We start from the raw sequence: 25,106 nt of genomic DNA on the forward strand, positions 1-25,106 counted from the left end.
AATCGGTGATGCAGTCGGGGCCCCCGGACACCTGACCCGCCTCCCGTTCGGCCTTTCTCGAATGGCCGGACGGGCCGGTGGCCCCGCCTGGTGGCCGATCGCGCGCTGCGGGAACTCCACAACGACCCACTACCGTGTCCGCAAGAACTTGATTGACAGATGCAGCTAGAGAACAAGATTACGAAACTATTTCGCACGAGTCTTGCCGGGCGGGGTTCAGGGGTCCTAATGTCGCCTCACCTCAGGAAGGTCGCTCTCCTCGGACGCCCTGGGGTGTTCACCCCCCGAGAGAAACGAGCACGCCATGTCACGGATCGGCACAGGAGTCGCGGCGAGGTGGTCCGGCAGGCCACCTCGAAGGCTCGCGGCGGTGATGGCGGCCGCCCTCGGTCTCAGCGTCGCGCTCGGCGGCACGGCCCTCGCCGACAGGAACGCGAACGGAGCCTCGACGCCCGCGGTGACTCGCGCCGGCCTCGACCCGTCACTCGTCGCGGGCCGGGGCGCGAGCGTCGACTTCGCCGAACAGGAGGCGGAGAACGCCGCGACGAACGGCGCGGTCATCGGCCCGGACCGCACCGCGTACACGCTGCCGTCGGAGGCGTCGGGCCGCAGGGCGGTCAAGCTGACGCCCGGGCAGCACGTCGAGTTCACCCTGCCGGGCGCGGCCAACGCGATCACCGTGCGCTACAGCATCCCGGACGCTCCCAACGGCGGCGGCATCACCGCGCCGCTCAACGTCACGGTGAACGGCGGGGCCAGGAAGTCCATGACCCTCACCTCGCAGTACGCGTGGCTGTACAACCAGTATCCGTTCTCCAACGACCCGAACGCCGACCTGCTCCACCCCGACTGGTGGATCACCGAGTGCGCCTGCGTGCCCGCCGCCACCACGCCCACTCCGGCGATCACCAAGCCGTTCCGCCCGAGCCACTTCTACGACGAGCAGCGCCTCCTGCTCGGCAGGACCTACCGCGCCGGTGACAGGGTACGGCTCACGGTTCCCGCCGGGAGCAACGCCGCCTGGACGGTCATCGACCTGCTCGACTCGCACCTCGTCGGCGCTCCGCACGTCAGGCTGGTCGCGGCGAACGTGCTGGCCTTCGGCGCCGACCCGCTCGGGCGGCGCGACTCCGCCGACGCGTTCGACAGGGCGATCGCCTTCGCCAAGGGCAAGCGACTCAAGGTCTACATTCCGCCGGGCACCTACCAGGTGAACCGCCACATCATCGTCGACGACGTGACGATCGAGGGCGCGGGCAACTGGTACACGATCATCAAGGGGCGCGAGGTCACACTGCCCGCGCCTGCCCCCGACGGCTCGGTGCACACCGGCGTCGGCTTCTACGGCAAGGACGCCTCGACCGGTGGCAGCGACGACGTCCACCTGTCCGGCTTCGCGATCGAAGGCGACGTCCGCGAGCGCATCGACACCGACCAGGTGAACGGTGTCGGCGGGGCGATGAGCAACTCGACCATCAGCGGCCTGCACATCCGCCACACCAAGGTGGGCCTGTGGTTCGACGGGCCGATGACCAACCTGAAGATCACCAACAACGTCGTCGTCGACCAGATCGCCGACGGTCTCAACTTCCACACCGGCGTCACGAACTCGGTCGTGTCGAACAACTTCATCCGCAACTCCGGGGACGACGGCCTGGCGATGTGGTCGGAGAAGACCTCCAACGCCGGCAACACCTTCGACCACAACACCGTGCAGACGCCCGTCCTCGCGAACGGCATCGCCGTCTACGGCGGCACCGACAACACCGTCTCGAACAACCTCGTCGCCGACCCGATCCGGGAGGGCAGCGCCATCCAGGTCGGCTCCCGCTTCGGCGCCGAGGCCTTCGCCGGGCACCTGTGGGTCAGGGACAACACCACGGTCCGGGCCGGCACGTACGAGCTGAACTGGAACATCGGCCTGGGAGCCATCTGGTTCTACGCGCTGGAGAAGAACATCGACGCCGACATCCAGGTGGTCGGCAACCACTTCCTCGACAACACCTACAACGCGATCATGCTGGTCAGCGACTGGCCGGTGAAGGACCTGTACTCGATCACCAACGTCCACTTCAAGGACATCAGGGTCGACGGCACCGGTACCTCCGTGGTCAGCGCCCGGGTGAAGGGCTCGGCGTCCTTCGAGAACGTGGACGCCCGCAACGTCGGCGCGGTCGGCGTCAACAACTGCGGGGCCTTCAACTTCCCGTCCACCGGCTCGGAGTTCTCGCTGACGGACCTCGGCGGCAACGACGGGGGCGGCACCACCGGTCCCTGGCTCGCACCGTGGGAACTGCCGAACACCATCACCTGCGACGACCGCCCGCCGGTCGTCGCGCCTCCGGCCCCGTCCCCCTGGTGAGCAACCGGCGGGCGTCAGGACCGAGCAGGCCGTGAAACGGGAAAGCCCGCCCCCGGATCCTCCGGGGGCGGGCTGTTCGCCGTGATGGACGGTTACCGCAGGACGGGGTGGTCCCGGACCAGCGGGGTGGCGCCCCACCACCTGCCGAGCCCGAGGGTGTCACCGGCCTGGGCCATCGCCAGTCCGGCCAGCACGAGGGCGTAGACGAGGTGCTCGTCCATGAAGGGGTTGGTGGTCAGTGGCAGTTCGGCCGCCCACATCAGAACCATCATCAGCCCGCCGGCGGCGGCGGCGATCCGCAGACCCGCCCCCGCGATGAGGGCCGCGCCGACGCCGAGCAGGCCGAGCATGAACAGCCAGTCCACCCAGCCCTGCCCGGCCAGACCGGTGAACAGGCCGCCGAGCGCGTTCTCCCCGGTGCCCTTGAGGAACCCGGTGGTCGGGCTGCCCCCGGCCACCCACGCCCGCTCGGCGGGGGTGGCGAACCCCCAGCCGAAGGTCTTGTCCAGGAACGCCCACAGGAACACCCACCCCAGGGCGATGCGAGCGACCGCCCACACGTAGTCGACCGGGCGCCTCGCGGCGGCGGGGATGACGGCGGCGGGGATGACGGCGGCGGGGATGACGGCGGCGGGGATGACGGCGGCGGGGATGACGGGGGCGGGAGTGACGGGGGCGGCGTTCATGACCGGCCCGGTGTGAACTCGTCCGTGAGTGGTGGCCATGACGGCTCCCCTTTCCTGTGGTGTCTCCCGGTTTCTTTCGCACCCTCATCACATCGTTTTTCGGAGCCCGGACGCAGTGCCGTACGACTCGCGCCGAGGTCCCGGAGGTCCCGTTCCCATGGGACTTTCGACCCTCCGGACCCCGGAGGTGCCAAGGCACGGATGCCGGACCACCCTCCCGGACACCGGGGACGGCGGAGTCCCACGAGCGCCATCCGGCCCTCACCGCATGGACGCGGGAAAGGCCCGGCGAGGGCAGGCGCCCTCGCCTTCGCGACACGCTGACGAGCGCCTTCGCCCGCCCTCAGCCGGTGAGCAGCGCCGCGACCGCGCCGGTCGTCGCCGGATGCCGGGTGAGCAGCCCGCCCGCCGCCGGGGCCGCCGCGACGCTCGCGGCCGGCGTCGGCCACTCCCCCGCGCAGCCGAGCAGCGCCGCCACGGCGTCGCACGCCCGCGGGTGCCCGGCCAGCAGCCCGGCCACCGGCCCGCTCGGCGCGGACGCCGGCCCGGCCGGCACCGCGGGCACCGCGGGCAGGGCAGGCCGCTCCCACGGCGCGACCCACCGGTCGAGCTCGGCCAGGGAGGCGGGGAAGGTCCTGCCCGCCTCGCGCACGAGCACCGGGACCAGCTCCGGCACGTACCGGCGCAGCGTCGTGATCAGCGTCGGCAGCCATGGCAGCAGAACCTCGTCGGGCAGTCGCGCGAAGGCCTTGGACAGCACCTCGACCACGAACGGCGCGAGGGCGGGAACGGGTTCGAGCGCCTGGACGAACCCGCTCAGGTAGAGCGGGAAGGAGGGGATGACGAGCGGGTTGGCCAGCAGCTCGTCACACCGGGCGCGCAGCCGGGCCTGTGAGAGCAGGCCCAGCCGGGTCTGGGCCGCCCACAGCAGCGCCGTCTTGGCCGGCTCCTGCGGATGCGACTGCCGCACCGCCAGCTCCAGCTGGGCCCGGTCACAGCCCAGCGACAGCGCGAGACTCTCCATGGAGAACAGGAAGCCGAGCATGGCACCGACCTGGCGGACTCCGGTGTCCTCGTCCACGAAGGCGGTCGGCAGCAGCGTGCAGTAGTGCGCGTAGCCTGCCGTGACGAACGCCTCGCACCAGGCCGGCAGGTCCGGCTGGGTGGCCCGGTAGTACGCCAGCAGCCGGCGGATCCGACGCAGTACCTCGGGGGCGTCGTCCACGGTGCGCTCGGCCGCCAGCAACTCCACCGCGCGGTTGCCGAGCTCGTCGGCGAAGCGGCGGCCGCCCAGGTAGAGAATGGCGTCCTCCACCGCCGCCAGAGCGACTCCCGCGCCGGCCTGCGGCTCCCGTACCTTGCGGCGCAGGCGCTGTTCCAGCACCTGCTCGACGGTGACGCCCTCGTAGCCCAGTTCGACGATCGACCGCTGGTGGCGGCCGATCGCCAGGTCCCAGCTCTCCTGGATCGGCCGCTCTCCCAGGCGGCGCGCCCCCATGATGGGCCGGACCGCGCCCTCGGGCAGCAGCTGGCGCAGTATCCACAGCAGGTCCGAGCACGGCACCAGTCCGGGATCGGCCCGCAGGTCCAGCAGCGCCCGCTGCCGGGTGCGCCTGCCGGGGTCCAGCCCGAGCGGTTCCAGCCGGTCGTACACGTCGCGTGCCAGCGGCGGGAGCGCCTCGTAGCCGACCTCGCCGATCCGGTCGCCTCCCAGGAGGATCTCGCACAGGCGGCGGATGTCACGGCGGCCCGGTACCACGTCCTTCTCGATGCACGTGACAGCCGCGTCCTGGAAGTCGTACGGCGTCGGCCTGGCCCGGTTACGCAGCCCGGCGAGCAGGATCGAGGTCTCGAACACCGCGATGGCGTCGGCGGTGCTGGCCAGGTAGCCGTTACGCCGGGCCAGCCGCACGATGTCGACACACCAGCCGCGCAGCTCGGCCTCGTCCAGGTCGTCCAGGGTGGGCGGGGTGGCCAGGAACCCCGACAGCCGGTCGGTGACCTGCTCCGCGGGGGCCGGCACCGCGGCCCGTACCGGGGACACGGTCCGCGAGCGGGTGCCCCGCTGCCCCCGCAGCCGGTACGGCGTGAGGCCGCCGCGCGTCGCCGCCTTGGCCCAGGTCGCCGCGGCGATCGACACCGACCCCTGGGCCAGGCCGAACTGGGCCTCGATCGCCGAGTGGCTGGAGGGGATCAACCCGTACAGCCAGCGCGTGGCCGTAGGAGGGGTGATGGTGTACGCCGGCGCGTCGGCCGCCAGGCCGAACTCGGGCACCGTGCTGACGGCGTGGAAGGCACCGCACACGTACAGGCAGGTCGCCGGGTCGGCGCCGGAGACGGCCAGGTGCTCGCGGATCCGGGTCCACATGTGGCGCTCGCGTTCCTCGTCACCGGCCAGCCGCTCACCACCGGGCCCCAGCCGCCGGAACAGGCTGCCGATCAGCGCCATGGCCTGCCGGTAGGTGTCGTAGTCCGCACCGGCCAGCGGCTGCTCGACGTACTGGTCCCACCACTCCGACCAGTGGCGGACCTTGCCGTGGCGCAGCAGGTGCTCCTCCAGCTCGGCGAAACGCGGCCTCAGGTCGCCCACCTCGACACCCACGGCGTCGCCGTGCAGGTCGCCGTCGCGTTCGGCGGCGACCGGCTCGGCCTCCGCCCGGGGCAGCCACTGGAAGACGTGGTCGGCCGAGCGGTCGACCAGCACCAGTTCGACACCCGGGGTGTCCAGCGCGTAGGCGATGGCCTGGTACTCCGCCGAGGCCTCGGTCAGCGGCGCCACAACGCTCAGCGGGCCGGAGCCGGGCGGAAAGCCCTCCGGCTCGGTGGCGAACGCCTGCAGCGCCACCGGCAGCCGGCAGTTGCGCAGTTCCTCCAGCAGCGGCCGCAGGTCCTCACACAACTCCAGATAGACGACCTTGGGCTGCCGGTCGCGCAGCCGCCGCGTCATGGCCAGCGCGGAGGCCGGTGAGTGGTGACACACCGGGAATATCTCCAGCTCCTCGCGCAGTGCCCGGTCGACGTCGTCGACCAGACCCGCCAGGATCTCAGGCAGCGCGTCCGGGCCGCCCGCAAAGGCGGTGGCGGCGTCCAGAAGCTGCTCGCGCAGGGCGGCGAAGGTGCTCATCACATCTCCTCGGGCGTGGAGACCCCGAGCTCTGGCTCCGGGCGGGAAACCCGGCGTGCTGCCAGGGGTCGCGGGAAGGAGGTCACGACAGCGTGGAGATCGCCTGGCGGCCGCCTTCGAGGAAGCCCGTCCACTCCCCGCCCTCCTTCTTGCTGCGCGGCTCGACGACCCCGTGCCAGTACTTGTTCAGGATGGCCAGGTCCTCGGGGGCGCGCCTGGCCAGCGAGCCCACCAGGGCGCCGCCCAGCGTCTGGGCGCGCAGGGTGCGATCACCGAAGAAGTCGCTGTGCAGGATGGCGTCCTCCAGCACACCGATCTGCTCGGCGGTCGACAGCGCCGACTCCAGCCTCTCGTCCTCGCTGGTGGCCGAGGCCGCCGCGGCGCGCAGGTCGGCGAAGCTCTGCAGCAGGATGTCCAGCAGTGTGGGCGGCAGGTCCAGCTCGATGCGATGGCGGCGCAGCAGCTCGGTGGTGCGGAAGCGGACGATCTCCGCCTCGCTGGCCTTGCTCGTCACGACCGGGATCCTGACGAAGTTGAACCGCCGCTTCAGCGCCGAGGACAGGTCGTTCACGCCCCGGTCACGGCTGTTGGCCGTGGCGATGACGGAGAACCCGGGCTTGGCGAACACGATGTTGTCGGTGTCGAGCTCGGGGATGGAGATGTACTTCTCCGACAGGATCGAGATCAGCGCGTCCTGCACGTCGCTGGTCGAGCGGGTCAGCTCCTCGAAACGGCCGATCACGCCCCGCTCCATCGCCGTCATGATCGGCGAGGGGATCATCGACGCGCGGGACTGCCCCTTGGCGATCACCATGGAGACGTTCCAGGAGTACTTGATGTGGTCCTCGGTGGTGCCCGCCGTGCCCTGGACACCCAGGGTGGAGTTGCGGCAGATGGCGGCGGCGAGCAACTCGGCCAGCCAGCTCTTGCCGGTGCCGGGGTCGCCGATGAGCAGCAGTCCCCGGTCGGAGGCCAGCGTCACGATGCTGCGCTCGACGAGACTCCGCTCGCCGAACCACTTCTGCGAGATCTCCCGCTCCAGCCCGTCGGAGCGCTCGGAGCCGAGCACGAACAGTCGCACCATGCGGGGGCTGAGCCGCCAGGAGAACGGCTTGGGACCGTCGTCGACCGACTCCAGCCAGTCCAGTTCCTCGGCGTACTTCACCTCGGCGGGCGCGCGCAACATCTCATTGGTCATCGGTGGAGAGCTCCTAGGTGAGAAAGTTCTTCAGCTCGAACACGAGCTTGCGGATGTGGCCGGAGATCACCGGCGTGCCCAGGTCCTTGAGCCGCCGGCGGAACCACGGATTGACGCTCTGCCGGCCGCCGCTGCTCACCGAACCCACCGGGATGAGCCGGACGCCGGAGCGGTGCAGCGCCTCCAGCCCGGCGAAGACGGCCTCGCACTGCCATTCGTAGAAATCCGAGATCCACACGACCACGGTGTTGCGCGGGTCGGAGACCTTCGGCTGGGCCAGGGTCAGCGCGGCCGTGCCGTCGGTGCCGCCACCCAGCCGGGTCCGGAGCAGCACCTCGAACGGGTCGTTCACCCATGGGGTGAGGTCGAGCGCGCGGGTGTCGTAGGCGATCAGATGCACGTCCACCTTGGGCAGTCCCGCGAAGATCGACGCCAGGATGGTGCAGTTGACCATCGCGTCGACCATCGACCCCGACTGGTCGACGACCACGATCATCCGAGCCGGCGTGGTGCGCCTGGCGGTGCGCCGGTAGTAGAGCCGGTCGACATAGAGCCGCTGGTCCTCGGGGTTCCAGTTGACGAGGTTCTTCCAGATCGTGCGCTCGACGTCGAGGTTGCGAAAGACCCGCTTGGGCGGCACCGAGCGGTCGATGGCGCCCACGCTGGTCTTCTCGACCTGCGTGCGCAGCACCTCGGCGACCTCGTCGACGAACCTGCGGATCAGCGCCTTGGCGTTGGCCAGCGCCACCCCCGACAGGTTGGCCTTGTCACGCAGCAGTTGCTCGATGAGCGACATGCTCGGCGTGAGCCGCCTGGCCAGCACCGGGTCGGCCAGAACCTCGCGCAACCGCATGCGGCTGACCAGGTCGGCCTCCAGACCCGCCAGCACCGCGGCCGGCTCGCGATCACCCGTGCCGCCACTCGTACCGCCGGCCTGGCGGCCGCCCTCACAGCCCAGGGCCTGCTTGAACCAGCCGGCGTCCTGCTGCCAGGCCGCGAGCCGGGTCGCGGTGACCTCACCCGCCCCGGTGGCGAAGACGTTGAGCAGCAGCTTCGACACCAAAGCCGCCCTGCGCACCTCCTGGCCGGCCTCCCGCTCGCCCGGTTGCCCGCCCGATTGCTCCCCCGGCGCGAGCAGGTCCCGGAACTCCGCGGCCAGCTCGGGAAAACGCTGCACCAGGGTGTCCACGGACACCGAGGGGTCGAGCAACGCCGCGGGCAGTCCGAGATCGTCGACGACGGCCATGCCGGCGCTCTCCAGCGCGGGCTGCTCGTCGTTGTCGAAGAGGCGGGCGAGCAGCCGCCAGTAGAGCACCTGACGCCGGTTCTGCTCGGCGCTCGCCGTGCTGTTCTCGCTGTTCCGGCTCATCGTCTCAGCAATCGTCCGGCTCGTTCACGCAGCACGGCGACCGCGTCCCCCGCCCTGGCCTCGGCCTTGACCACCTTGGGGTCGGTGGGCCCCAGCGCCCAGTCGCCGGTGTGCGCCTCGATCGTCTCGCTCTTGACCTTGGCCCGCACCGCGAGCGGCTGCAGCAGCCAGCTGCCGCCGTCCCAGCGCATCAGCCCGATGCACTCCGAGGATCCGGCCACCAGTTTCGGCGTGAGCGGGCCGCAGGCGGGCAGCCCGTCGGTGTCGACGGCGAGCACGGCGCCGCCCAGGTCGAACGAGCCGTCACGGGTGACCTTGTAGTCCGTCACCAGCACCGGCTCGGCGATGAGCACCGGGTGGCGGTCCAGGGGTGGCGCGGCCGGCGCGAGCGCCCCGGCGAGGGAGACCCTGGCCACCGCGAAGGCGTCGACCGGCGCACCGGCCCGCGCCCGATCGTCATCCCACAGCAGGTCACCGCCGGCCAGCACGGGCACATCGGTGATCTCCAGGCTGCGCCGTTCGGCAAGCGCGCCCAGCAGCCGGGGATGGCGGTTCGGCAGCTTCCAGACGGCGGGACCGACGATGGTGTCCACCTTGGCGGCGGCCACGCTGGTGCGCACCAGCCGGGCCCGGCCGCCGCCGACGGGTTCCAGCACGCCGTGCACCTGCATCTGTACGGCGGTGGCGTGCTCGTGCACGTCGACGCCGAGGATCAGCAGCCGCCCCGACAGGTGCTCGGCCACGACATGCTCGCCACCCTGGCCGCCCGCCCTGGCCAGCAGCAGGGCCCGGGTCCACAGATCGGCCCAGCGCCGCATGGGAAGACGCTCCATCGTGCCGATCGGGCAGCAGGCGCGCAGCTCGGCCGCCAGGCCGTCGAGCAGCACCGCCGGCCTGCGCTGCTCCGGCACGGCCAGCAGCGCCTCGATGGTCTGGTCCGAGGCCGAGACGAGGTCGTGGTCGACGCCGCGCCAGCCGGTGATGGCCAGCTCGCACAGCCAGGACCTGGCGGCGCCGAGCAGGTTGCCCGCACCGTCCGCCTCGGGCATCGGCGCCGCCTGCCACGGGGCGCGTTCGCGCCCCAGCGCCTCGTCCAGCTCGGCCAGCAGAGCGTCGTGCACGGCGCCCAGCAGCGCGGTCCGGCCGCCTGCCAGCGTCGTCAGCTGCTCCTCGGCGATCGAGCCGGAGACGACCTTGGCCACGGCCCCCGCCGCCCCCTCGCCGATCGGGGTGAGCGCGAAGGCGCCTGCCAGGGCGGCCAGCGCCGCGGCGTGCTGCTCGGAGAGCCGGGCCAGCCCGTGCACCAGGGCCTCGTCGAAGCCGGTCACCAGCTCCAGCGCCTCCCCGAGGCCGGCCGGCTCGCCGTCCCGCAGCCGGGTCAGCTGTGCGGCGAGCATCAGCGCACCACCCTCGTGGCCGGAAACCAGTGAAGCTCGGGGATCGGCACGGTGGTGTCGGGCAGCTCCAGGTAGGCCAGGTGGCGCAGGAAACGGCTGAACACCGTGGCCGCGGGGGCGGGGCCGAGGCCGCCGCGCAGGCAGTCGATCAGGTCGGCCCCCTCGGAGACCTCGGCCCGCAGGTAACGGGCCACCCGGTCGAGGCCGTACTGCAGCACGGCCTCGGCGGTCAGGGCCCGCAGGTGCTTGCACGGGTAGGAACCGGACAGGCCGCCGCACGGACGGTTGTTGTTGGTACTGCAGCTGTGGGTGTGGGTGGCCGCGGTGACGGAGGAGACGTAGACGCGGCCGATGTCCGAGCCGCTCGACACGACACCCTGCAGCCGGCCGTCCGCCAGCTCGACGAAGGGAACCTTCGCCAGCTTGCGGGGCCGGACCGGCGGCACCACCGGCACCCTGCCGCACTGCTCCCACGCGGCCGTGCCGGCCGGCAAACAGTCGATCATGAACCGGGAACCTATCTCACCGCTCCGACAGAAATCCCGCGTAGGAACCACACCCGAGGGGATCCCCGGTGGTCGCGACTCGGCGGTGGTCATCGGCCACCCGTCGCCGGCAGCGGCCGACACCGGGTCCGGGCCGGCCGCCGATCTCGGGGAGGCTGTGGAGCGCTGGGCCACGAAGGCGTCGGAGCCGCCGTCAGGCCCCCTCAACGGGCAGCCGGTCACCGGATACCCTGGGCGCCGTGACAGAGCCACCACTGCGCGCGGACATGTTCGACGAGTTGTGCCCGTCAGACCTCTCCCCCGTCCGTTTCGGTGACAAATGGGCGGGGATGATCATCCGCTGCCTCGAGCGGGGACCGCGCAGGTTCTCCGAGCTGCGCGTCCCGCTGCGCCGGGTCACCGCGAAGGTGCTCACCCAGTCGCTGAGGTCGCTCGAACGTGACGGGCTGATCCTCCGCACCGCCCACGCAGGCCCCGTCCAGCGGGTCGAGTACGAGTTGACCCCTCTCGGGCGCAGCATGCTCGAACCGATGAACGCGGCCTGCGCGTGGTCGGCGGAACACTGGGACGAACTGCTGGAGGCCCGCGAGGCGGCCACGCCGAACCGCATGGCCCATTGATGACGACGCCGGCGCCCTCGACACGGGGTGCCGGTCGGCGGAGCCCTCGGCCTCGCCGTCCTGGCCGCCGTCGCCGCCGCGGCCACCGAGAACCCCGCGCTCCCGGCCTCCCTGACCGGCGGCTACACCACCGCCCTGCTGGCGGGCGGTGCGCTCCATCTGATCGCTCTGCTGGCCGCCGCCTTCACGATCACCTCACCGGAGCGGCGGCATCCCTGATCGGGCGCATGGCGCCGAAACGCGCGGGGAGGGTTCATCTGCTCCGCAGTTGATGGAGGGTGTGGCCGGTGGCCTGCTTGAACAGGTACTCGGCCCGTTCGTAGGAGAGCCTGCGGCGGCCGGTCTCGGGGCACAGGTCGCCGGGGGCGGGCCGGCGGCCGGGGCCGGGCCTGCGCTCGGACAGGAACAGCGGGCCGCGACGACGGCCCGCGACGAGCTGGGGGATGAGCTCGGCGGTGCCCGACCGCCAGTGAATCCAGCGGGCTCCCGGCGCCCTGCCGCGCATCCCCGCCAGGTCGAGGTCCTCGACGTTGAGCGCGAGCACCGAGCCGATCCCTGCCGCGCTCTCGTGGAGCATCAGCCACAGGGCGCGCTCACGCGGGGCGAGATCCCGCCGCTCCCACAGCGCCTCGACGCGTGGCGGCTCCATCGGGCGGGTACGCGACCGGGGTTCGGGCCGGCGGCCGATCCCGGCGGCCAGGTCCTCGCCCAGCCGGCCCCGGTCCGCGGCCCAGCCGGAGAAGGAGCGGACGGCACCTCGGTGCCTGTTCCACGTCGCGGCGGCGGCGCTCTCCCAGGCGGCGGCGAAGACCTCGGCGACCTGTCCGGCGGTCACGCCCCGCAGCGGGGTGTCGTCACCGAGATCGCGGCGGAGCCGGCTCATGGTCTGGCGGTAGGAGCGGACGGTCGCGGCGTCCAGGTCGGCACGGGCCAGGAAGGCACTCGCGGCCTCGGCCAGGGTGACCGCGCTCTCCGGCCTGGCGGCGTCCGCGCAGGCCTGGGCGCGTTCCAGCAGGATCGTGCGTTCGGGCACGTTGAGAGTGAGCGCCGCGGCCCGTTCGAACTCCCGCCGGGCCTCCTCGTGGCGACCGAGCCTGACCAGCAGGTCGCCGCGCACGCTGGGCACCCGGTGGTAGCCCTTGAGCGCCGGCTCGGCCGCCAGGGTGTCGACGAGCGCCAGCCCCGCCTCGGGACCGTGGGCCATGGCCAGCGCGACCGCCCGGTTGAGCTGCACGACCGGGGTGGGCAGCACCCGGACGAGCGTTTCGTAGAGGGCGGCGATCTGTGCCCAGTCGGTCTCCTCCGCCGTACGGGCCCGCGCGTGGCAGACCGCGATGGCGGCCTGCAGCACGTACGGGCCGAGAGGCCCGCCGGCTTGCCTGGCACGCAGCAGTGCCGCGAAGCCCCGGCGGATGAGGAGCCGGTCCCAGCGTCCGCGGTTCTGCTCGTGCAGCGCGACGGGCTCCCCCGACGGCCCCGTCCTGGCGGCCAGCCGGGATGCCTGGAGCTCCATCAACGCGATCAGTCCGTGTACCTCGGCCTCGCCGGGCGCGAGCCCGGCCAGCAGACGGCCCAGGCGCAGCGCCTCCTGGCAGAGGTCCTGGCGCATCCAGCCGTCGCCCGCGCTCGCCGCGTACCCCTCGTTGAACACCAGGTAGATGACCTCGAGGACCGACGACAGGCGCGCGGCCCGGTCCGGCCCCGAGGGGACCTCGAAGGGGACCCCGAGTTCGGCGAGGGTGCGTTTGGCCCGGACGACGCGCTGCGCGACGGTCGGCTCGGAGACGAGAAAGGCCCTCGCGATCTCGTCGGTGCGCAGGCCACCGAGCAGCCGCAACGTCAACGCCACCCGGGACTCGGCGGACAGCGCCGGGTGGCAGGAGACAAACATCAGGCGCAGGACGTCATCGCCCACCTCGTCGTCGAGTGCCGCGTCGGTCTCGGTCTCGGCCTCGGTGCCGTCCGGCCGGGTGGCGAGCTCGTGGGCGAGCTGCTCGTGCCCGCGCTCGAGCCGCTCGCCGCGCCGTAGGTGGTCGATGGCCCGACGTTTCGAAACGGCCATGAGCCAGGCACCCGGGTTATCCGGAACACCTGAGTCGGGCCACCGTTCGAGGGCGGCGAGGAGCGCGTCCTGCGCGAGCTCCTCGGCCAGCCCCACGTCGCCCAGCATCCGGACGAGTCCGGCGATGATCCTCGCCGACTCCATCTTCCAGACCTCGTCGACCGCACGATGGGCGTCCCGGGACATCACGGGCTCGATCACAGCACCCGCCGGGCCGGGTACGCAAGCGCCCGATCAGTCCTGTGGGCCGAAGACCTGCTGGATGGTGCCCTCACCCTCTCCAATGATCTTCCAGAAGCGCCGGGAGAGCTCGATGGCCTCCTGCTGCGAGCGCGCCTCGATGAGCGCGAAGCTGACGATGGCCTCCTTCGTCTCGGTGAACGGCCCATCGGTGACGGTCATCTCACCGCCGGAGGCCGAGACGTGGAGGCCGACCGGGTCCAGACCGCCGGTCGCCAGCAGCACCCCCGCCCGGGTCATCTCCTCGACGAACGCGGCCATCTCCGCGTAGACCGCCTCGCTCGGGGGTGCCGCGTCGCCGCCCTTGGTGGTCATCAGGAATCGCATCTTCATATCTCCTTCGGGTGGTCGGAGAACCGATCCTCGCCGGTTTCCAACTACGCGTCGATCGGGGCCGGCGAAAATCGACACGCCTCGCCCGACCAGGGCGGCGACCGGATGTGACAGGGAATGCACACCGCCCACGCCTCCGCGGACCGGGTTCCCGGCCGCCTCCGCCGGGTTTCACCCCGGCACCGAGCCGGGTCACGCCGACGAACCGGCGGCCAGGGAGAAGTAGGCCTCCTCCTCCTGGTCGAAGTGGAGGATCAGGACGGCGTACAGGCCGTAGAGGCAGGCACGCAGGTCGTCGAGCTGTTCCGGGCGCGGCCCGCCGGCCTCGATGAGGGCGAGGTGACTTCCCAGGCGTCGTACCAGGCGTTCGATCTCGGCATGCGCCCTGCTCATGGTCATCACGACCTCCGGGCCGCCCAGCACCTGTCCCATGGCCGGATACAGCCGCTGCTCCTCGGCCCGTTCGTGAGGCAGCAGCCGCTCGGTGAGGAACGCCTGGACCTCTCGCAGCCGGTCGAGTGACGCCGTGGGCGGGGTCCTGCCCAGCTCGTCGGCCGTCTCCCGGATCAGTTCCAGGGTCGGCCGCAGCGAGGAGTGCTCCAGCTCGAAGCGGTGCAGCAGGGATTCGGTGGCGGAGTCCATCACCGGCCGGGTTCCCCTGGTGGGGCGCAGCGCCCGTAGCGCGTTGAGGATCACCGCGATGTCGATGCCCTCCTGCAGCAGGGCGCCGGCCGCGGGCGGCAGGGCGCCGGCCGCGGCGGCCACCATGGCCAGCAGTGACAGCGCCATCCCGGTGGCCGCGCTCTGCACGGCGATGCGCCGGGAGCGGCGGGCGACGTCCATCGCGTCGGCGAGCCGGTCCAGGCGGTCGGTGGTGAGCACCACGTCCGCGGCCTGGGTGGAGGCGGCGGACCCCCGGGCCCCCATCGCCACTCCGACGTCGGCAGCCGCCAGGGCCGGGGCGTCGTTGATCCCGTCGCCCACCATCACGGTCACCGCGTCGGCCGCCTCCCGCCGTACCGCCTCGACCTTGGCCGCGGGGGTCTGCTCGGCGAGCACCCGGTCGATGCCGAGTACCACGCCCACGCTCTCGGCGACCTCGGCCCGGTCGCCGGTGAGCATGACCACCCGCTCGATGCCCGCGGCGCGCAGCCGCCGCAGCGTCCGCGCGGCGTCGGCCCGGATGGCGTCGCGGAGCAGGATCACCCCTGCCGCCCGGCCGTCCAGCGTCACCCAGACGGTCATGGCCCCGTCCAGCGCGGCCCGCGCCCGCTGGATCCGCTCCCACTCCGAGGGCGAGGAGGTCGTCGCCTTGCCGACCTCTATCAGGTGCCCGTCCACCACCCCCGTGGTGCCGGTGCCCGGCCTCTCCTGGATCTCGGCCGGTTGCGGCAGCTCGGCGCCGCGCGCGCGGGCCGCGTCGACGATCGCGGCGGCGAGCACGTGCGACGACATCTGATCCACCGCGGCGGCCAGGCGCAGCACGTCGTCGGTACGGACGCCGGGAGCGGCCACGACGTCGATCACCCGGGGCCGCCCGGCGGTCAGCGTCCCGGTCTTGTCCAGGATGAGCGTGCCTGCCTGGCCCAGCCGCTCCAGTGCTCCACCGCCCTTGACCACCACGCCGTGCCGTGCCGTGCGGGACAGCCCGGAGGCGATGGCCGCGGGGGCGGCGAGCAGCAGCGGGCAGGGGGTGGCGACGACCAGTACCGCGACGGCCCGTACCGGCTGGCCGGACAGCAGCCAGGCGGCCGCCGCCAGCAGCAGGGTGACCGGCAGGAACCAGGAGGCGAACCGGTCGGCGAGCCGTACGACGGGGGCGCTGTCGGTCTCCGTCTGCCGCGCCAGCCGCACCACTCCCGCGTAGGCGCTGTCGGCCGCGGTCCGGGTGGCCCGCAGGTCGAAGGCGGCACCGGCGTTCACCACACCGCTGCGCACCCCCTCCCCCGCGGCGTACTCCACCGGTACCGACTCCCCCGTCAGCGCCGACTCGTCCAGCAGCGCGAGATCGCCCGCCACCGCGCCGTCGACGGGGACCATCTCCCCGCTGGGGACCAGCAGCAGGTCTCCCGGGCGAACCTGCTCGACCGGTACCAGGTCCGGCGCCCCGTTCTGGTAGCGCCGGGCCGAGTGCGGTGCCCGCTCGTACAGGGCGGTCAGGTCGTGGCGGGCCCGGCGCAGGGCGTGCTCCTCCAGTGCCCGCCCGGTGGCGAGCATCACGCCGATCAGGGCACCGGCGAGGTACTCCCCCACGGCGAGCGCTCCGGCCAGGGCGAGGACGGCGATGGCGTCCACGCCCATCCGGCCGTTCCGCAGCGCCGACACCACCCATCCCGTCGCGGGCACCAGCGACACGCCGGTGACCAGTGCCCACACGATGTCGGCGGCCGCCTCCGCGCCGGTCAGGCGAAGCGCGAGACCGGCCAGCAGTCCGGCCACGGTGCCCACAAGAAGGGCGACGGCCATCAAACGTCCCATTTCCCAGCCTCCTGACGAGCCGTGCCGGGATCAGGACCTTCGGCCGCCGGGCAGGGCGACGATCACGATCCGACCACCGCCACCGGGCAGTGCGCGTGGTGCAGCACGCCGTGACTGATCGACCCCAGCAGGGCCGAGCCGAATCTGCCCATTCCCCGCGTGCCGACGACGACGACGTCCGCGGCGGCCGAGGCTTCGCAGATGGCGGCGGCCGGGTGCCGGCACACCACCGTCTGCTCCACCTCGACCTGCGGGTACCTCTCCCACCAGGGCGTGAGCGCGCCGGCGGCGATGCTCCGCGCACCGGCGAAGATGTCCTCGACCAGCGGCGCGTACGCGATGGCCCCCGGCCCCATGACGGGCACCTGCCAGGCGTGGATCGCCTGTAGCCGGGCGCCGCGCCGGACGGCCTCGGCGAAGGCGTACCCCAGCGCCGCCGTCGAGTGGGCAGAGCCGTCGAAACCGACGACGACCTGGCCGCGGGCCGGCTCCCACGCCCCCCTGACGATGACGATCGGCGCGGCCACGTGCCCGGCCAGGGCCAGGGAGACCGACCCGAGCAGCAGCCCGGTGAACCCACCCAGCCCTCGGCTGCCCACCACGATCTGCTCGGCGCCCTCGGCCTCGCGCCGGAGGATCTCCGTCACCCGGCCCTCCCGCAGCACGCTCTCCACCTCCAGGTGGGGTGCGCGCCCGCGCACCACGGCCACCGCGCTCTCCAGCACCCCCTGGCAGTGCTCGGTCACCGAATCCCGGAAGCCGGGCGGGGTCTGCAGCGGGATGTCGTAGGTCCACGGTTCGCACACGTACACGATCCGCAGCGCGCACCCGCGCCGTACCGCGTCATCGGCGGCCCAGGCGACCGCGCCCTCCCCGTGGGCCGAGCCGTCCGTGCCCACCACCACCTGCGCCGTCATGTCGCCCCCTCGGACTCCCCCTCCATCCGACCGCGTGGCGGCGTTCGCCGTAGCGGATCGATGCCCCTTTCACCAGGGACTTCCGCCCCCTGTCGCGGGCCGTCGCCCGTGGAATGGGTATTGTCGGTCATAGCAGACCGTGCAGTCTCCCCGGCTCGGCCGGCAAGATCGAAAGATCTTTCCGGACCGGCGTCCTCATCGTATGACGATCCCCCCAAGGTATGGATTTCCGTACCGTCAGCGTGTTGCCAAGGAATCAGGGGCAGGAGGGGGGACGGCCCGTGAACGCCGTTGTGATGGAATCGCTGGAACCGCTCGTCGCCGGGTTGCGATCCGAAGGTTTCACCGTCGTCGGGCCGACGGTCCGGGACGGCGCCATCCGGTTCGCCGAACTCTCCCATGCCGCGCAACTGCCCGCGGGGCGGGGCGACGATCAACAGCCCGGGCACTACCGACTGACCGAGCGTGATGACGAACTGGTGTTCGGTTTCGCCGCCAGTCCCGACTCCGCCAAGCGCTACACCCAGCCGCCCCGCCAAGCGCTGTTCCGGATGCGCGAGGCGGAGGTGGAGGAGACCCGGAGCCAAGCGCCCCGCATCGCGCTGCTGGGGGTGCGCGCCTGCGACCTGGCCGCGATCGCCGTACAGGATCGGGTGTTCCTCGGCGGCAGGCATCCCGATCCGGCCTACCGCGAGCGGCGCGAGGCGCTGTTCCTCATCGCGGTGAACTGCGCGGTGCCCGGGGGCACCTGCTTCTGCGTCTCCATGGGCACAGGACCGAAGGCCACCGCCGGGTTCGATCTGGCGCTCACCGAACTGAGCGCCCCGCACCGGTTCCTGGTCGAGACGGGAAGCGAACGGGGCGCGGAGGTCGTCGCGCCGCTCCCGCACCGGCCCGCCGGCGGCGACGACGTCACGGCCGCCGAGGAGGTCTCCGGCGTCGCCGCCACCCGGATGGGCCGCCAGGTGGACACCGACAACATCCAGGAGCGCCTGGCCGCGGCGCACGACTCACCGCGCTGGACCGAGGTCGCCTCCCGCTGCCTGGCCTGCACCAACTGCACGATGGTCTGCCCCACCTGCTTCTGCACCACGGTCGAGGACGCCACCGGCTTCGGCGGCGGGGAGGCGGAGCGGACGGAGGTGTGGGACTCCTGCTTCACGCTGGACTTCTCCGAGGTCGCCGGCTCTCCCGTACGCGGTTCGGGATCCGCCCGCTACCGGCAGTGGCTGACGCACAAGTTCTCCACCTGGTTCGACCAGTTCGGCATGTCCGGCTGCGTGGGCTGCGGCAGGTGCATCACCTGGTGCCCGACCGGCATCGACGTCACCGAGGAGCTCGGATGCATCCTATGACGCCGGCGCCCTACCGGGTGCGCTCGCGCCGCCCGGACCGGGCCGACACGGTGACCTTGACCCTCGGGCCGCTGGAGGGCCCCTGCCCGCCGTTCCTGCCGGGCCAGTTCACGATGATCTACGCCCCCGGTGTCGGGGAGATCCCGGTCTCGATCAGCGGCCGGGCCCGCGCGGGCGGGTACCTGCAGACGATCCGCGCGGTGGGCGCGGTCAGCGGGGCACTGTGCCGGACCAGACCCGGCGATGTCGTGGGCGTTCGCGGGCCGTACGGCACGGCCTGGGACGTGCCGGCCGCGGCGGGACTGGACGTGGTCGTCGCCGCGGGCGGCCTCGGGCTGGCCGCGCTGCGGCCAGTCGTCCGCGAACTGGTCGCCCACGGCTCCCGGTACGGCCGGATCAGCGTGATCGTCGGCACCCACACGCCGGCGACCCTGATCTACCCCGCCGAGCTGGCCCGCTGGCGCGAGGCCTGCGGCATCGACGTCCAGGTGACCGTGGATCACCCCGACCGCGCCTGGAAGGGGCCGGTGGGGCTGGTCACCCGGCTGATCGACCAGATCGTCTTCGATCCTCGCCGCACCTTCGCCTTCGTCTGCGGCCCCGAGGCCATGATGCGGGCGACCGCGGCCAGGCTGGTACGGCGGGGCGTCCCGGCGCGGCGGGTGGCCCTGTCGGTGGAGCGCAACATGAAGTGCGGCGTCGGCCGCTGCGGCCACTGCCAGCTCGGCCCGCTGCTGACCTGCCTCGACGGCCCGGTGCTGAGCTACGAGCGGGCGGCCGGGCTGCTGGCCGTGGAGGAACTGTGATGGCCGGCCCCGCGGCCACGCGCCGGCGTCCACGGCTGGCGGTGTGGAAGTTCGCCTCCTGCGACGGTTGCCAGCTCACCGTGCTGGACTGCGAGGACGAGCTGCTGTCGATCGCCGCCGAGGTGGACATCGCCTACTTCCTGGAGGCCTCCAGCGCGACCGGGCGCGGCCCCTACGACCTGTCACTGGTCGAGGGGTCGATCACCACTCCGGCCGACCTGCGGCGGATCCGGCACGTGCGCCGCGTGTCGAAGCGCCTGGTGACGATCGGCGCCTGCGCGACCGCGGGCGGCATCCAGGCGCTACGCGACTTCGCCGACGTACGCGAGTTCGCCTCGATCGTCTACGCCCGGCCCGACTACATCGCCACACTGGGGCGTTCCACTCCGATCTCCGCCCACGTACCGGTGGACTTCGAGCTGCGCGGCTGCCCCATCGACGGCCGGCAGCTGCTGGAGGTCGTCTCGGCCTTCCTGGCCGGACGGCGTCCCTGTGTACCGGCCCACAGCGTCTGCGTGGAATGCAAGGCCCGGGGCAACGTCTGCGTCATGGTGGCCCACGGCACCCCCTGCCTGGGCCCGGTCACCCAGGCCGGCTGCGGAGCGCTCTGCCCGGCGTTCAACCGGGGCTGCTACGGCTGCTTCGGCCCGATGGAGAGCCCCAACACCCGGGCACTCAACGCGCAACTACGCGAGCTCGGCATGAGCACCCCCGAACTGGTGCGCGTCTACCGGACGTTCAACGCCACCGAGGAACCCTTCCGCCAGGCGTCCGAGGAGGCCGGAGATGACGCATAGGTCGATCAGGATCGGCGCCCTGACCCGCGTGGAGGGCGAGGGATCCCTGCTGGTGCGCGCCCGCGACGGCCGCGTCACCGACGTGGAGCTGAACATCTACGAGCCGCCGCGCTTCTTCGAGGCGATGCTGCGCGGCAGGGCCCACACCGAGCCGCCCGACATCACCGCCCGTATCTGCGGGATCTGCCCGGTGGCCTACCAGATGAGCGCCTGCCAGGCGATCGAGTCCGCCTGCGGGGCGGAGGTGACCGGGCCGCTCCGGGACCTGCGGCTGCTGCTGTACTACGGCGAGTGGATCGAGTCGCACGCCCTGCACATCCACCTGCTGCACGCCCCCGACTTCCTGGGCTACGACAGCGGCGTGGCCATGGCGGCCGACCACCGTCCCGTCCTGGAACGGGGACTGGCGCTGAAGAAGGCGGGCAACGAGCTGGTGGCGGCCCTCGGCGGGCGGGCGATCCACCCGGTCAACGTGCGGGTGGGCGGCTTCTACCGGGTGCCCGCCCGCACCGAGCTCGCACCGCTCGCCGAACGGCTGCGCCACGCCCGCGACCAGGCACTGGCGACGGTGGAGTGGGTGGCCGGGTTCGACTTCCCCGACGTGGAGCACGGCTACCGGTTTCTCGCGCTGAGCCATCCCGCCGAGTACGCCATCCTGTCCGGCTCGATCTCGGTCAGCGACGGCACCGCCTTCGCCGCGTCCGACTGGCCCGCCCACGTCGTGGAGGAGCAGGTGCCGTGCTCCACCGCCCTGCACGCCCGGCTCGACGGATCCACCGGCTATCTGGTGGGGGCTCTGGCGCGCTACGCCCTGAACGCGCACCTGCTGTCACCGCTGGCCCGGTCGGCGGCCTCGGACGCTGGACTCGGCCCCGTCTGCCGCAACCCGTTCCGCAGCATCGTGGTCCGGGCCGTGGAGATCCTGCACGCCTGCGACGAGGCGTTGCGGATCATCGAGGACTACACCGAGCCGGACGCGCCCTCGGTTCCGGTCGACCCCCGTCCCGGAGTCGGCCACGGCGTCTCCGAGGCCCCGCGCGGCACGCTCTACCACCGCTACCGGATCGACGACGCGGGGCTGATCGCCGAGGCGGACATCGTGCCACCGACCTCGCAGAACCAGGCCCGCATCGAGATGGACCTGCGCCACCTCGTCGAGCCCCGCCTCGACCTGCCGCAGGTGGAGCTGGCGGCACTGTGCGAGCGGACGGTACGCAACCACGACCCGTGCATCTCCTGCTCGGCCCATTTCCTGGACCTGCGGCTGGACCGCTGAGGCCGGTTTCCGACAGGGGGATTCATGCACGAGCAGATCGTCATCGGGATCGGCAACGAGTTGCGGGGCGACGACGCCGCCGGGCTGGAGGTGGCCCGGCTGTTGCGCGGTGTGCTTCCGCCCGAGATTCCCGTGGTCGAGAACGGAGGTGATCCGGCCGAGCTGATCGAGGCGTGGACGGGTGCGGGCCTGGCGATCGTGATCGACACGGTGCTCTCCGGCGCGCCCCCGGGTACGGTGCGCCGGAGCACCGTCCTCGGCCCGGCCGCCTCCTCTCGGGATACCCACCGGACGCCTCCCGCCCTCGGGCACGGCAGTTCCCATGCCCTGGGCGTCGCCGACGCCGTCGCGCTCGGCCGGACTCTCCGCCGCCTGCCCCGCGAGCTCGCGCTCTACACCGTCGAGGGCGCCGATTTCGGGCTCGGGGCCCCGGTCACCCCGGCGGTGAGACACGCCATCGGGAAGCTCGCCGAGACCGTGGCCGGCCTTGTCGGCCCGGAGCGGGCGCGGTAGCGCCGGAGAACCGGGGAATTCCCCGGCGACGCGACGGCCGAGAGGAGTCACGCCCAGCCGGCCGGCGCCACGAGGTCGAGCACTCCCCGGGCCAGGACGAGGGCGGCCACGACGAGGACGAGGTAGGCGAACCAGCGGCGCAGGCGCTCGGCGTCCAGGTGGCGGCCCAGGCGGGCGGCGGCCAGCGATCCGGCCACCGCGGCCGTCGTGAAGGCCCCGATGACCGTGTAGTCCAGGCCGGCGCCGTCGGCGTGGGCGACGAACCCGGCCGCCGAGTTGACCACCACGATGAGCAGCGAGGTGCCGACCGCGGCCGTCATCGGCAACCCCAGCGCCAGCACCAGGGCCGGGATGATGAGGAACCCGCCGCCGACGCCGAACAGGCCGGTCAGCGCGCCCGCGGCCGCGCCGGCGGCGACGGACCTGGGCAGGCAGCTGCGCCAGTTCACCCCGCCGCCGGGCAGTGCGCAGGCTCCGCCGGCCGGGGCGTCGCCGGCCAGCATCCGCCAGCCGGCCACCGCCATGAGCGCGGCGAACCCGATCAGGATCGCCTGCGGGGGCAGCGTCCGGTTGATCGCGGCGCCTCCGAACGCGGCCAGGGCCCCGGCGCCGCCGAACACCGCGGCGATGCGCCAGCGCACCTGTCCGGCCCGGATGCGAGGCAGCACGGCGGTGGCCGAGGAGACGCCCACCACCAGCAGCGAGGCCGGCACCGCCGAGGCCGGTGGCAGGCCCGCCCCGTACACCAGGGCGGGCAGCGCCAGGATCGATCCGCCGCCCCCCAGCAACCCGAGCAGGACGCCGATCATCGCGCCCAGGCCGAGCGCCGCCGTCAAGAGGTCGCCTCCCGTTGCGCCAACCGGCCCAGCACCGCCTCCAGGCTGGGCCGGCGGGGGCCTCGGTTGTAGGGGAGTTTGGCCAGCAGCATGCCCATCGCGCAGGTATCGGAGAGCGCGGCGAAGGTCAGCCCGCCGCCGATCGCGGCGGCGAGCCATTTGGCCGGGGGGAACAGCGTGCTGACCAGGATCGAGGTCAGCACCAGGGATCCGGCCACCAGACGCACCTGGCGTTCCAGCTCCCAGCGGGCCCGGCCGGTACGGAGCGGCGCGCCGGTCCCCTGCCAGGCGAGGATGCCCCCTTCCAGGAGGCGCGGGGCCGCCTGTCCGGCTCCGGACAGGGCCGCCGCGGCCTGCGCGGCGCGTTGCCCGGAGCGGCAGACGAGCACCACCTGCTCCCACCGGGGGCCCTCCAGGTGGGCGCGCAGCCGTGCACGGTGCTCGCGCAGCAGATCCAGTGGCACGTTGACCGAGCCGGGGATGTGGGCGGTCTCGAACTCACCGGGGGTGCGCACGTCGATCAGCCGGGGCGCGGGTCCGGAGTCCATCAGGTGGCGCAGGGCGGCCACATCCAGCGTGGCGGGCCTGTCGGGGTGAATGGTCATGAGGTCTCCTCGATGGTCAGGCCGCTTTCGGCCGCCTGGGCGTAGTCGTCATCGATGTGTACGACCCGGCGGCCGGCGCGGGTCAGCAGGCTGCTCGCGGCGGCGGCCCGGTAGCCGGAGCCGCAGTGCACCCACACCGTCCCGTCCGGGATCTCGGCCAAACGGTGCGGTAGTTCGGGCAGCGGGAGGTGCGTCGCGCCGTCGATGTGCCCGGCGCGCCATTCGTTGCGCAGCCGCACATCCAGCACGACGTCGGGGGCGGGCAGATCGCGCACGTCACGGCCGTCGCGCACGGCGGCCAGTTCGGCGAACGTGGCGACGGTCAGCTCACCCAGCCTGGCGCCGTCGCCATCGGCCCACTGCTCGGGGGTACCGGTCGCGGCGGCGGCCGGACGGTCGATGCCGATGCGCGCCAGCTCGCGCTGGGCGGCGGCCACCTGCTCCGCTGATTCGCCCAGCAGCGTGATGGGCGCCCCCCAGGGGGCCATCCAGCCCAGCCAGGTCGACATCGGGCCGTCCAGGCCGAAGCTCAGCGTTCCGGCCAGGTGCCGCCGGGTGAACGCCTTGCGCGAGCGCAGGTCCACCACCCACTCACCGGCGTCGATACGCGCGCGCAGCCCGGCGGCGTCGGCCCGCCTCGCCGGGGTCAGGTCGACCAGGTCCGCGCCGGCGGTGTTCCTGGCGCCCATGTGGGCGTAGTAGGCGGGATAGGCGTCCAGCCCGGCGAGGGTCTGGGTGACGAAATCGTCGGCCTCCAGCCGCAGCGCCGGGTTGGCGCCGCGCTCGTGTCCCATCGTCGAGGACGCGGCGTCGGTCTGGGTGGCCGAGCAGAAGCTGCCGAACCCGTGGGTGGGCCAGACCTGCGTACCGTCGGGCAGCAGGTCGGCCAGCCGTCGCACCGAGGCGTGCTGGTGCCTGGCCAGGGCGTGGGCGTGCCGGGCGCCGAGCAGGTCGGTGCGGCCGGTGGTGCCGAACAGCAGCGACCCGCCGGTGAACACGCCCATCGGCCCGCCGGGACCGCCGAGCACGTAGGACAGGTGGTGGAAGGTGTGCCCGGGGGTGGCCACCGCGGAAAGGCGCATCGACGGTGACAGCGCCATCTCGTCGCCGTCGCTCACGGGCACCCGGTCGAAGGCGACCTCGTCGGCCGCCGCCACCAGGTAGGCCGCGCCCGTCAGTCTGGCCAGGGCCAGCCCGCCGGAGACGTAGTCGTTGTGCAGGTGGGTCTCGGCCACGTGGGTGACGCGCACGCCCAGCCGGCCGGCCAGGGCCAGGATCCGGTCGATGTCCCGTTGCGGGTCGACCACCAGAGCCACCCGCCCGTCGTGGGCCAGGTAGCTGCGGTCCCCCAGCGAGGAGGTCTCCACCACCACTGTCTCGATTGTCGTCATCGTCGCCTCTCACTTGGTCGTTGTTGTCTTCGCCGGCAGGTGAGGACCGGCCAGGCCCGGTTTTCACGCCGGTCGGCGAACTCTCGCCGGATGGGCGTCCGGCGTCGCCGCAGCGCCCCGCCCGAGGCTTCGTCACGGAGGGCGTTCAGGCCACTTCGGTGCGAATATACCCCCGGGGGTATCTTTTGGACAGAAGGATGCCACGCCTCCCATCACCCCGCCCTCCGTGCGACGG

The 25,106-nt window shown here is 72.6% G+C and carries 21 protein-coding genes; 8 read left to right on the top strand and 13 right to left on the bottom strand.

The window, feature by feature from the left end:
* The first annotated feature begins 304 nt into the window (after nucleotides 1–304).
* Complete coding sequence (locus tag AB0J58_RS10640; protein WP_364213115.1) at nucleotides 305–2,362, top strand: glycosyl hydrolase family 28-related protein; 2,058 nt, start codon at nucleotides 305–307, stop codon at nucleotides 2,360–2,362.
* A gap of 92 nt (nucleotides 2,363–2,454) precedes the next feature.
* On the opposite strand, the gene AB0J58_RS10645 is transcribed toward AB0J58_RS10640, so the two are convergent.
* From AB0J58_RS10645 to AB0J58_RS10670, 6 genes are all read right to left on the bottom strand, one after another.
* Nucleotides 2,455–3,087, bottom strand: coding sequence for a hypothetical protein (locus tag AB0J58_RS10645; protein WP_364213118.1), 633 nt, complete (start codon nucleotides 3,085–3,087; stop codon nucleotides 2,455–2,457).
* A 304-nt stretch (nucleotides 3,088–3,391) separates the two neighbouring features.
* Nucleotides 3,392–6,172, bottom strand: coding sequence for a DUF5682 family protein (locus AB0J58_RS10650; RefSeq protein ID WP_364213121.1), 2,781 nt, complete (start codon nucleotides 6,170–6,172; stop codon nucleotides 3,392–3,394).
* A gap of 82 nt (nucleotides 6,173–6,254) precedes the next feature.
* Complete coding sequence (locus AB0J58_RS10655; protein WP_364213124.1) at nucleotides 6,255–7,370, bottom strand: AAA family ATPase; 1,116 nt, start codon at nucleotides 7,368–7,370, stop codon at nucleotides 6,255–6,257.
* A 13-nt stretch (nucleotides 7,371–7,383) separates the two neighbouring features.
* Nucleotides 7,384–8,739 (bottom strand): VWA domain-containing protein, encoded by a 1,356-nt coding sequence (locus AB0J58_RS10660; protein ID WP_364213127.1) that lies wholly within the window; start codon nucleotides 8,737–8,739, stop codon nucleotides 7,384–7,386.
* Entirely contained in the window at nucleotides 8,736–10,136 is a 1,401-nt protein-coding gene (locus AB0J58_RS10665) for a hypothetical protein (RefSeq protein WP_364213130.1), read from the bottom strand. Before AB0J58_RS10665 ends, AB0J58_RS10660 begins: the two co-directional genes overlap by 4 nt.
* Nucleotides 10,136–10,642, bottom strand: a complete 507-nt coding sequence (locus AB0J58_RS10670; protein WP_364213133.1) for a hypothetical protein — start codon at nucleotides 10,640–10,642, stop codon at nucleotides 10,136–10,138. Before AB0J58_RS10670 ends, AB0J58_RS10665 begins: the two co-directional genes overlap by 1 nt.
* A 239-nt stretch (nucleotides 10,643–10,881) precedes the next feature.
* Between AB0J58_RS10670 and AB0J58_RS10675 the strand changes: the two genes are divergently transcribed.
* Both AB0J58_RS10675 and AB0J58_RS10680 read left to right on the top strand, forming a co-directional pair.
* Nucleotides 10,882–11,262 (top strand): helix-turn-helix domain-containing protein, encoded by a 381-nt coding sequence (locus tag AB0J58_RS10675; protein ID WP_364213136.1) that lies wholly within the window; start codon nucleotides 10,882–10,884, stop codon nucleotides 11,260–11,262.
* Nucleotides 11,263–11,289: 27 nt separating this feature from the next.
* A complete protein-coding gene (locus AB0J58_RS10680) occupies nucleotides 11,290–11,481 on the top strand; it encodes a hypothetical protein (RefSeq protein WP_364213139.1) in 192 nt (63 codons plus the stop codon).
* A gap of 34 nt (nucleotides 11,482–11,515) precedes the next feature.
* On the opposite strand, the gene AB0J58_RS10685 is transcribed toward AB0J58_RS10680, so the two are convergent.
* From AB0J58_RS10685 to AB0J58_RS10700, 4 genes are all read right to left on the bottom strand, one after another.
* Nucleotides 11,516–13,525: an RNA polymerase sigma factor gene (locus AB0J58_RS10685; protein WP_364213142.1), complete on the bottom strand. Its 2,010-nt coding sequence runs from the start codon at nucleotides 13,523–13,525 to the stop codon at nucleotides 11,516–11,518.
* A gap of 33 nt (nucleotides 13,526–13,558) precedes the next feature.
* On the bottom strand, nucleotides 13,559–13,897 hold the full coding sequence (locus AB0J58_RS10690) for a YciI family protein (protein WP_364213145.1): 339 nt from the start codon (nucleotides 13,895–13,897) through the stop codon (nucleotides 13,559–13,561).
* Nucleotides 13,898–14,089: 192 nt separating this feature from the next.
* Entirely contained in the window at nucleotides 14,090–16,375 is a 2,286-nt protein-coding gene (locus AB0J58_RS10695) for a heavy metal translocating P-type ATPase (RefSeq protein ID WP_364213148.1), read from the bottom strand.
* Between the two features lie 62 nt (nucleotides 16,376–16,437).
* Nucleotides 16,438–17,292, bottom strand: coding sequence for a universal stress protein (locus AB0J58_RS10700; RefSeq protein WP_364213151.1), 855 nt, complete (start codon nucleotides 17,290–17,292; stop codon nucleotides 16,438–16,440).
* 281 nt (nucleotides 17,293–17,573) lie between these two features.
* On the opposite strand from AB0J58_RS10700, the gene AB0J58_RS10705 reads away from it, so the two are divergent.
* From AB0J58_RS10705 to AB0J58_RS10725, 5 genes are read left to right on the top strand one after another with little or no spacing between them, the layout of a single operon-like run.
* Nucleotides 17,574–18,647, top strand: a complete 1,074-nt coding sequence (locus AB0J58_RS10705; RefSeq protein ID WP_364213154.1) for a 4Fe-4S dicluster domain-containing protein — start codon at nucleotides 17,574–17,576, stop codon at nucleotides 18,645–18,647.
* Nucleotides 18,635–19,453, top strand: a complete 819-nt coding sequence (locus AB0J58_RS10710) for an FAD/NAD(P)-binding protein (protein WP_343980846.1) — start codon at nucleotides 18,635–18,637, stop codon at nucleotides 19,451–19,453. The genes AB0J58_RS10705 and AB0J58_RS10710 overlap by 13 nt, the downstream gene beginning before the upstream one ends.
* A complete protein-coding gene (locus AB0J58_RS10715) occupies nucleotides 19,453–20,250 on the top strand; it encodes an oxidoreductase (RefSeq protein WP_364213157.1) in 798 nt (265 codons plus the stop codon). Before AB0J58_RS10710 ends, AB0J58_RS10715 begins: the two co-directional genes overlap by 1 nt.
* Entirely contained in the window at nucleotides 20,240–21,526 is a 1,287-nt protein-coding gene (locus tag AB0J58_RS10720; protein WP_364213160.1) for a nickel-dependent hydrogenase large subunit, read from the top strand. Before AB0J58_RS10715 ends, AB0J58_RS10720 begins: the two co-directional genes overlap by 11 nt.
* A gap of 24 nt (nucleotides 21,527–21,550) precedes the next feature.
* Nucleotides 21,551–22,039: a hydrogenase maturation protease gene (locus AB0J58_RS10725; protein ID WP_364213163.1), complete on the top strand. Its 489-nt coding sequence runs from the start codon at nucleotides 21,551–21,553 to the stop codon at nucleotides 22,037–22,039.
* Nucleotides 22,040–22,086: 47 nt separating this feature from the next.
* On the opposite strand, the gene AB0J58_RS10730 is transcribed toward AB0J58_RS10725, so the two are convergent.
* From AB0J58_RS10730 to AB0J58_RS10740, 3 genes are read right to left on the bottom strand one after another with little or no spacing between them, the layout of a single operon-like run.
* Entirely contained in the window at nucleotides 22,087–22,875 is a 789-nt protein-coding gene (locus AB0J58_RS10730; RefSeq protein WP_364213166.1) for a sulfite exporter TauE/SafE family protein, read from the bottom strand.
* Nucleotides 22,872–23,480: a rhodanese-like domain-containing protein gene (locus tag AB0J58_RS10735; protein ID WP_364213168.1), complete on the bottom strand. Its 609-nt coding sequence runs from the start codon at nucleotides 23,478–23,480 to the stop codon at nucleotides 22,872–22,874. Before AB0J58_RS10735 ends, AB0J58_RS10730 begins: the two co-directional genes overlap by 4 nt.
* On the bottom strand, nucleotides 23,477–24,871 hold the full coding sequence (locus AB0J58_RS10740) for an MBL fold metallo-hydrolase (protein WP_364155888.1): 1,395 nt from the start codon (nucleotides 24,869–24,871) through the stop codon (nucleotides 23,477–23,479). Before AB0J58_RS10740 ends, AB0J58_RS10735 begins: the two co-directional genes overlap by 4 nt.
* Between the last annotated feature and the right edge of the window lie 235 nt (nucleotides 24,872–25,106).

Source organism: Streptosporangium sp. NPDC049644, assembly GCF_040675205.1.
GTDB classification, from domain to species: Bacteria; Actinomycetota; Actinomycetes; order Streptosporangiales; family Streptosporangiaceae; genus Streptosporangium; species Streptosporangium fukuiense.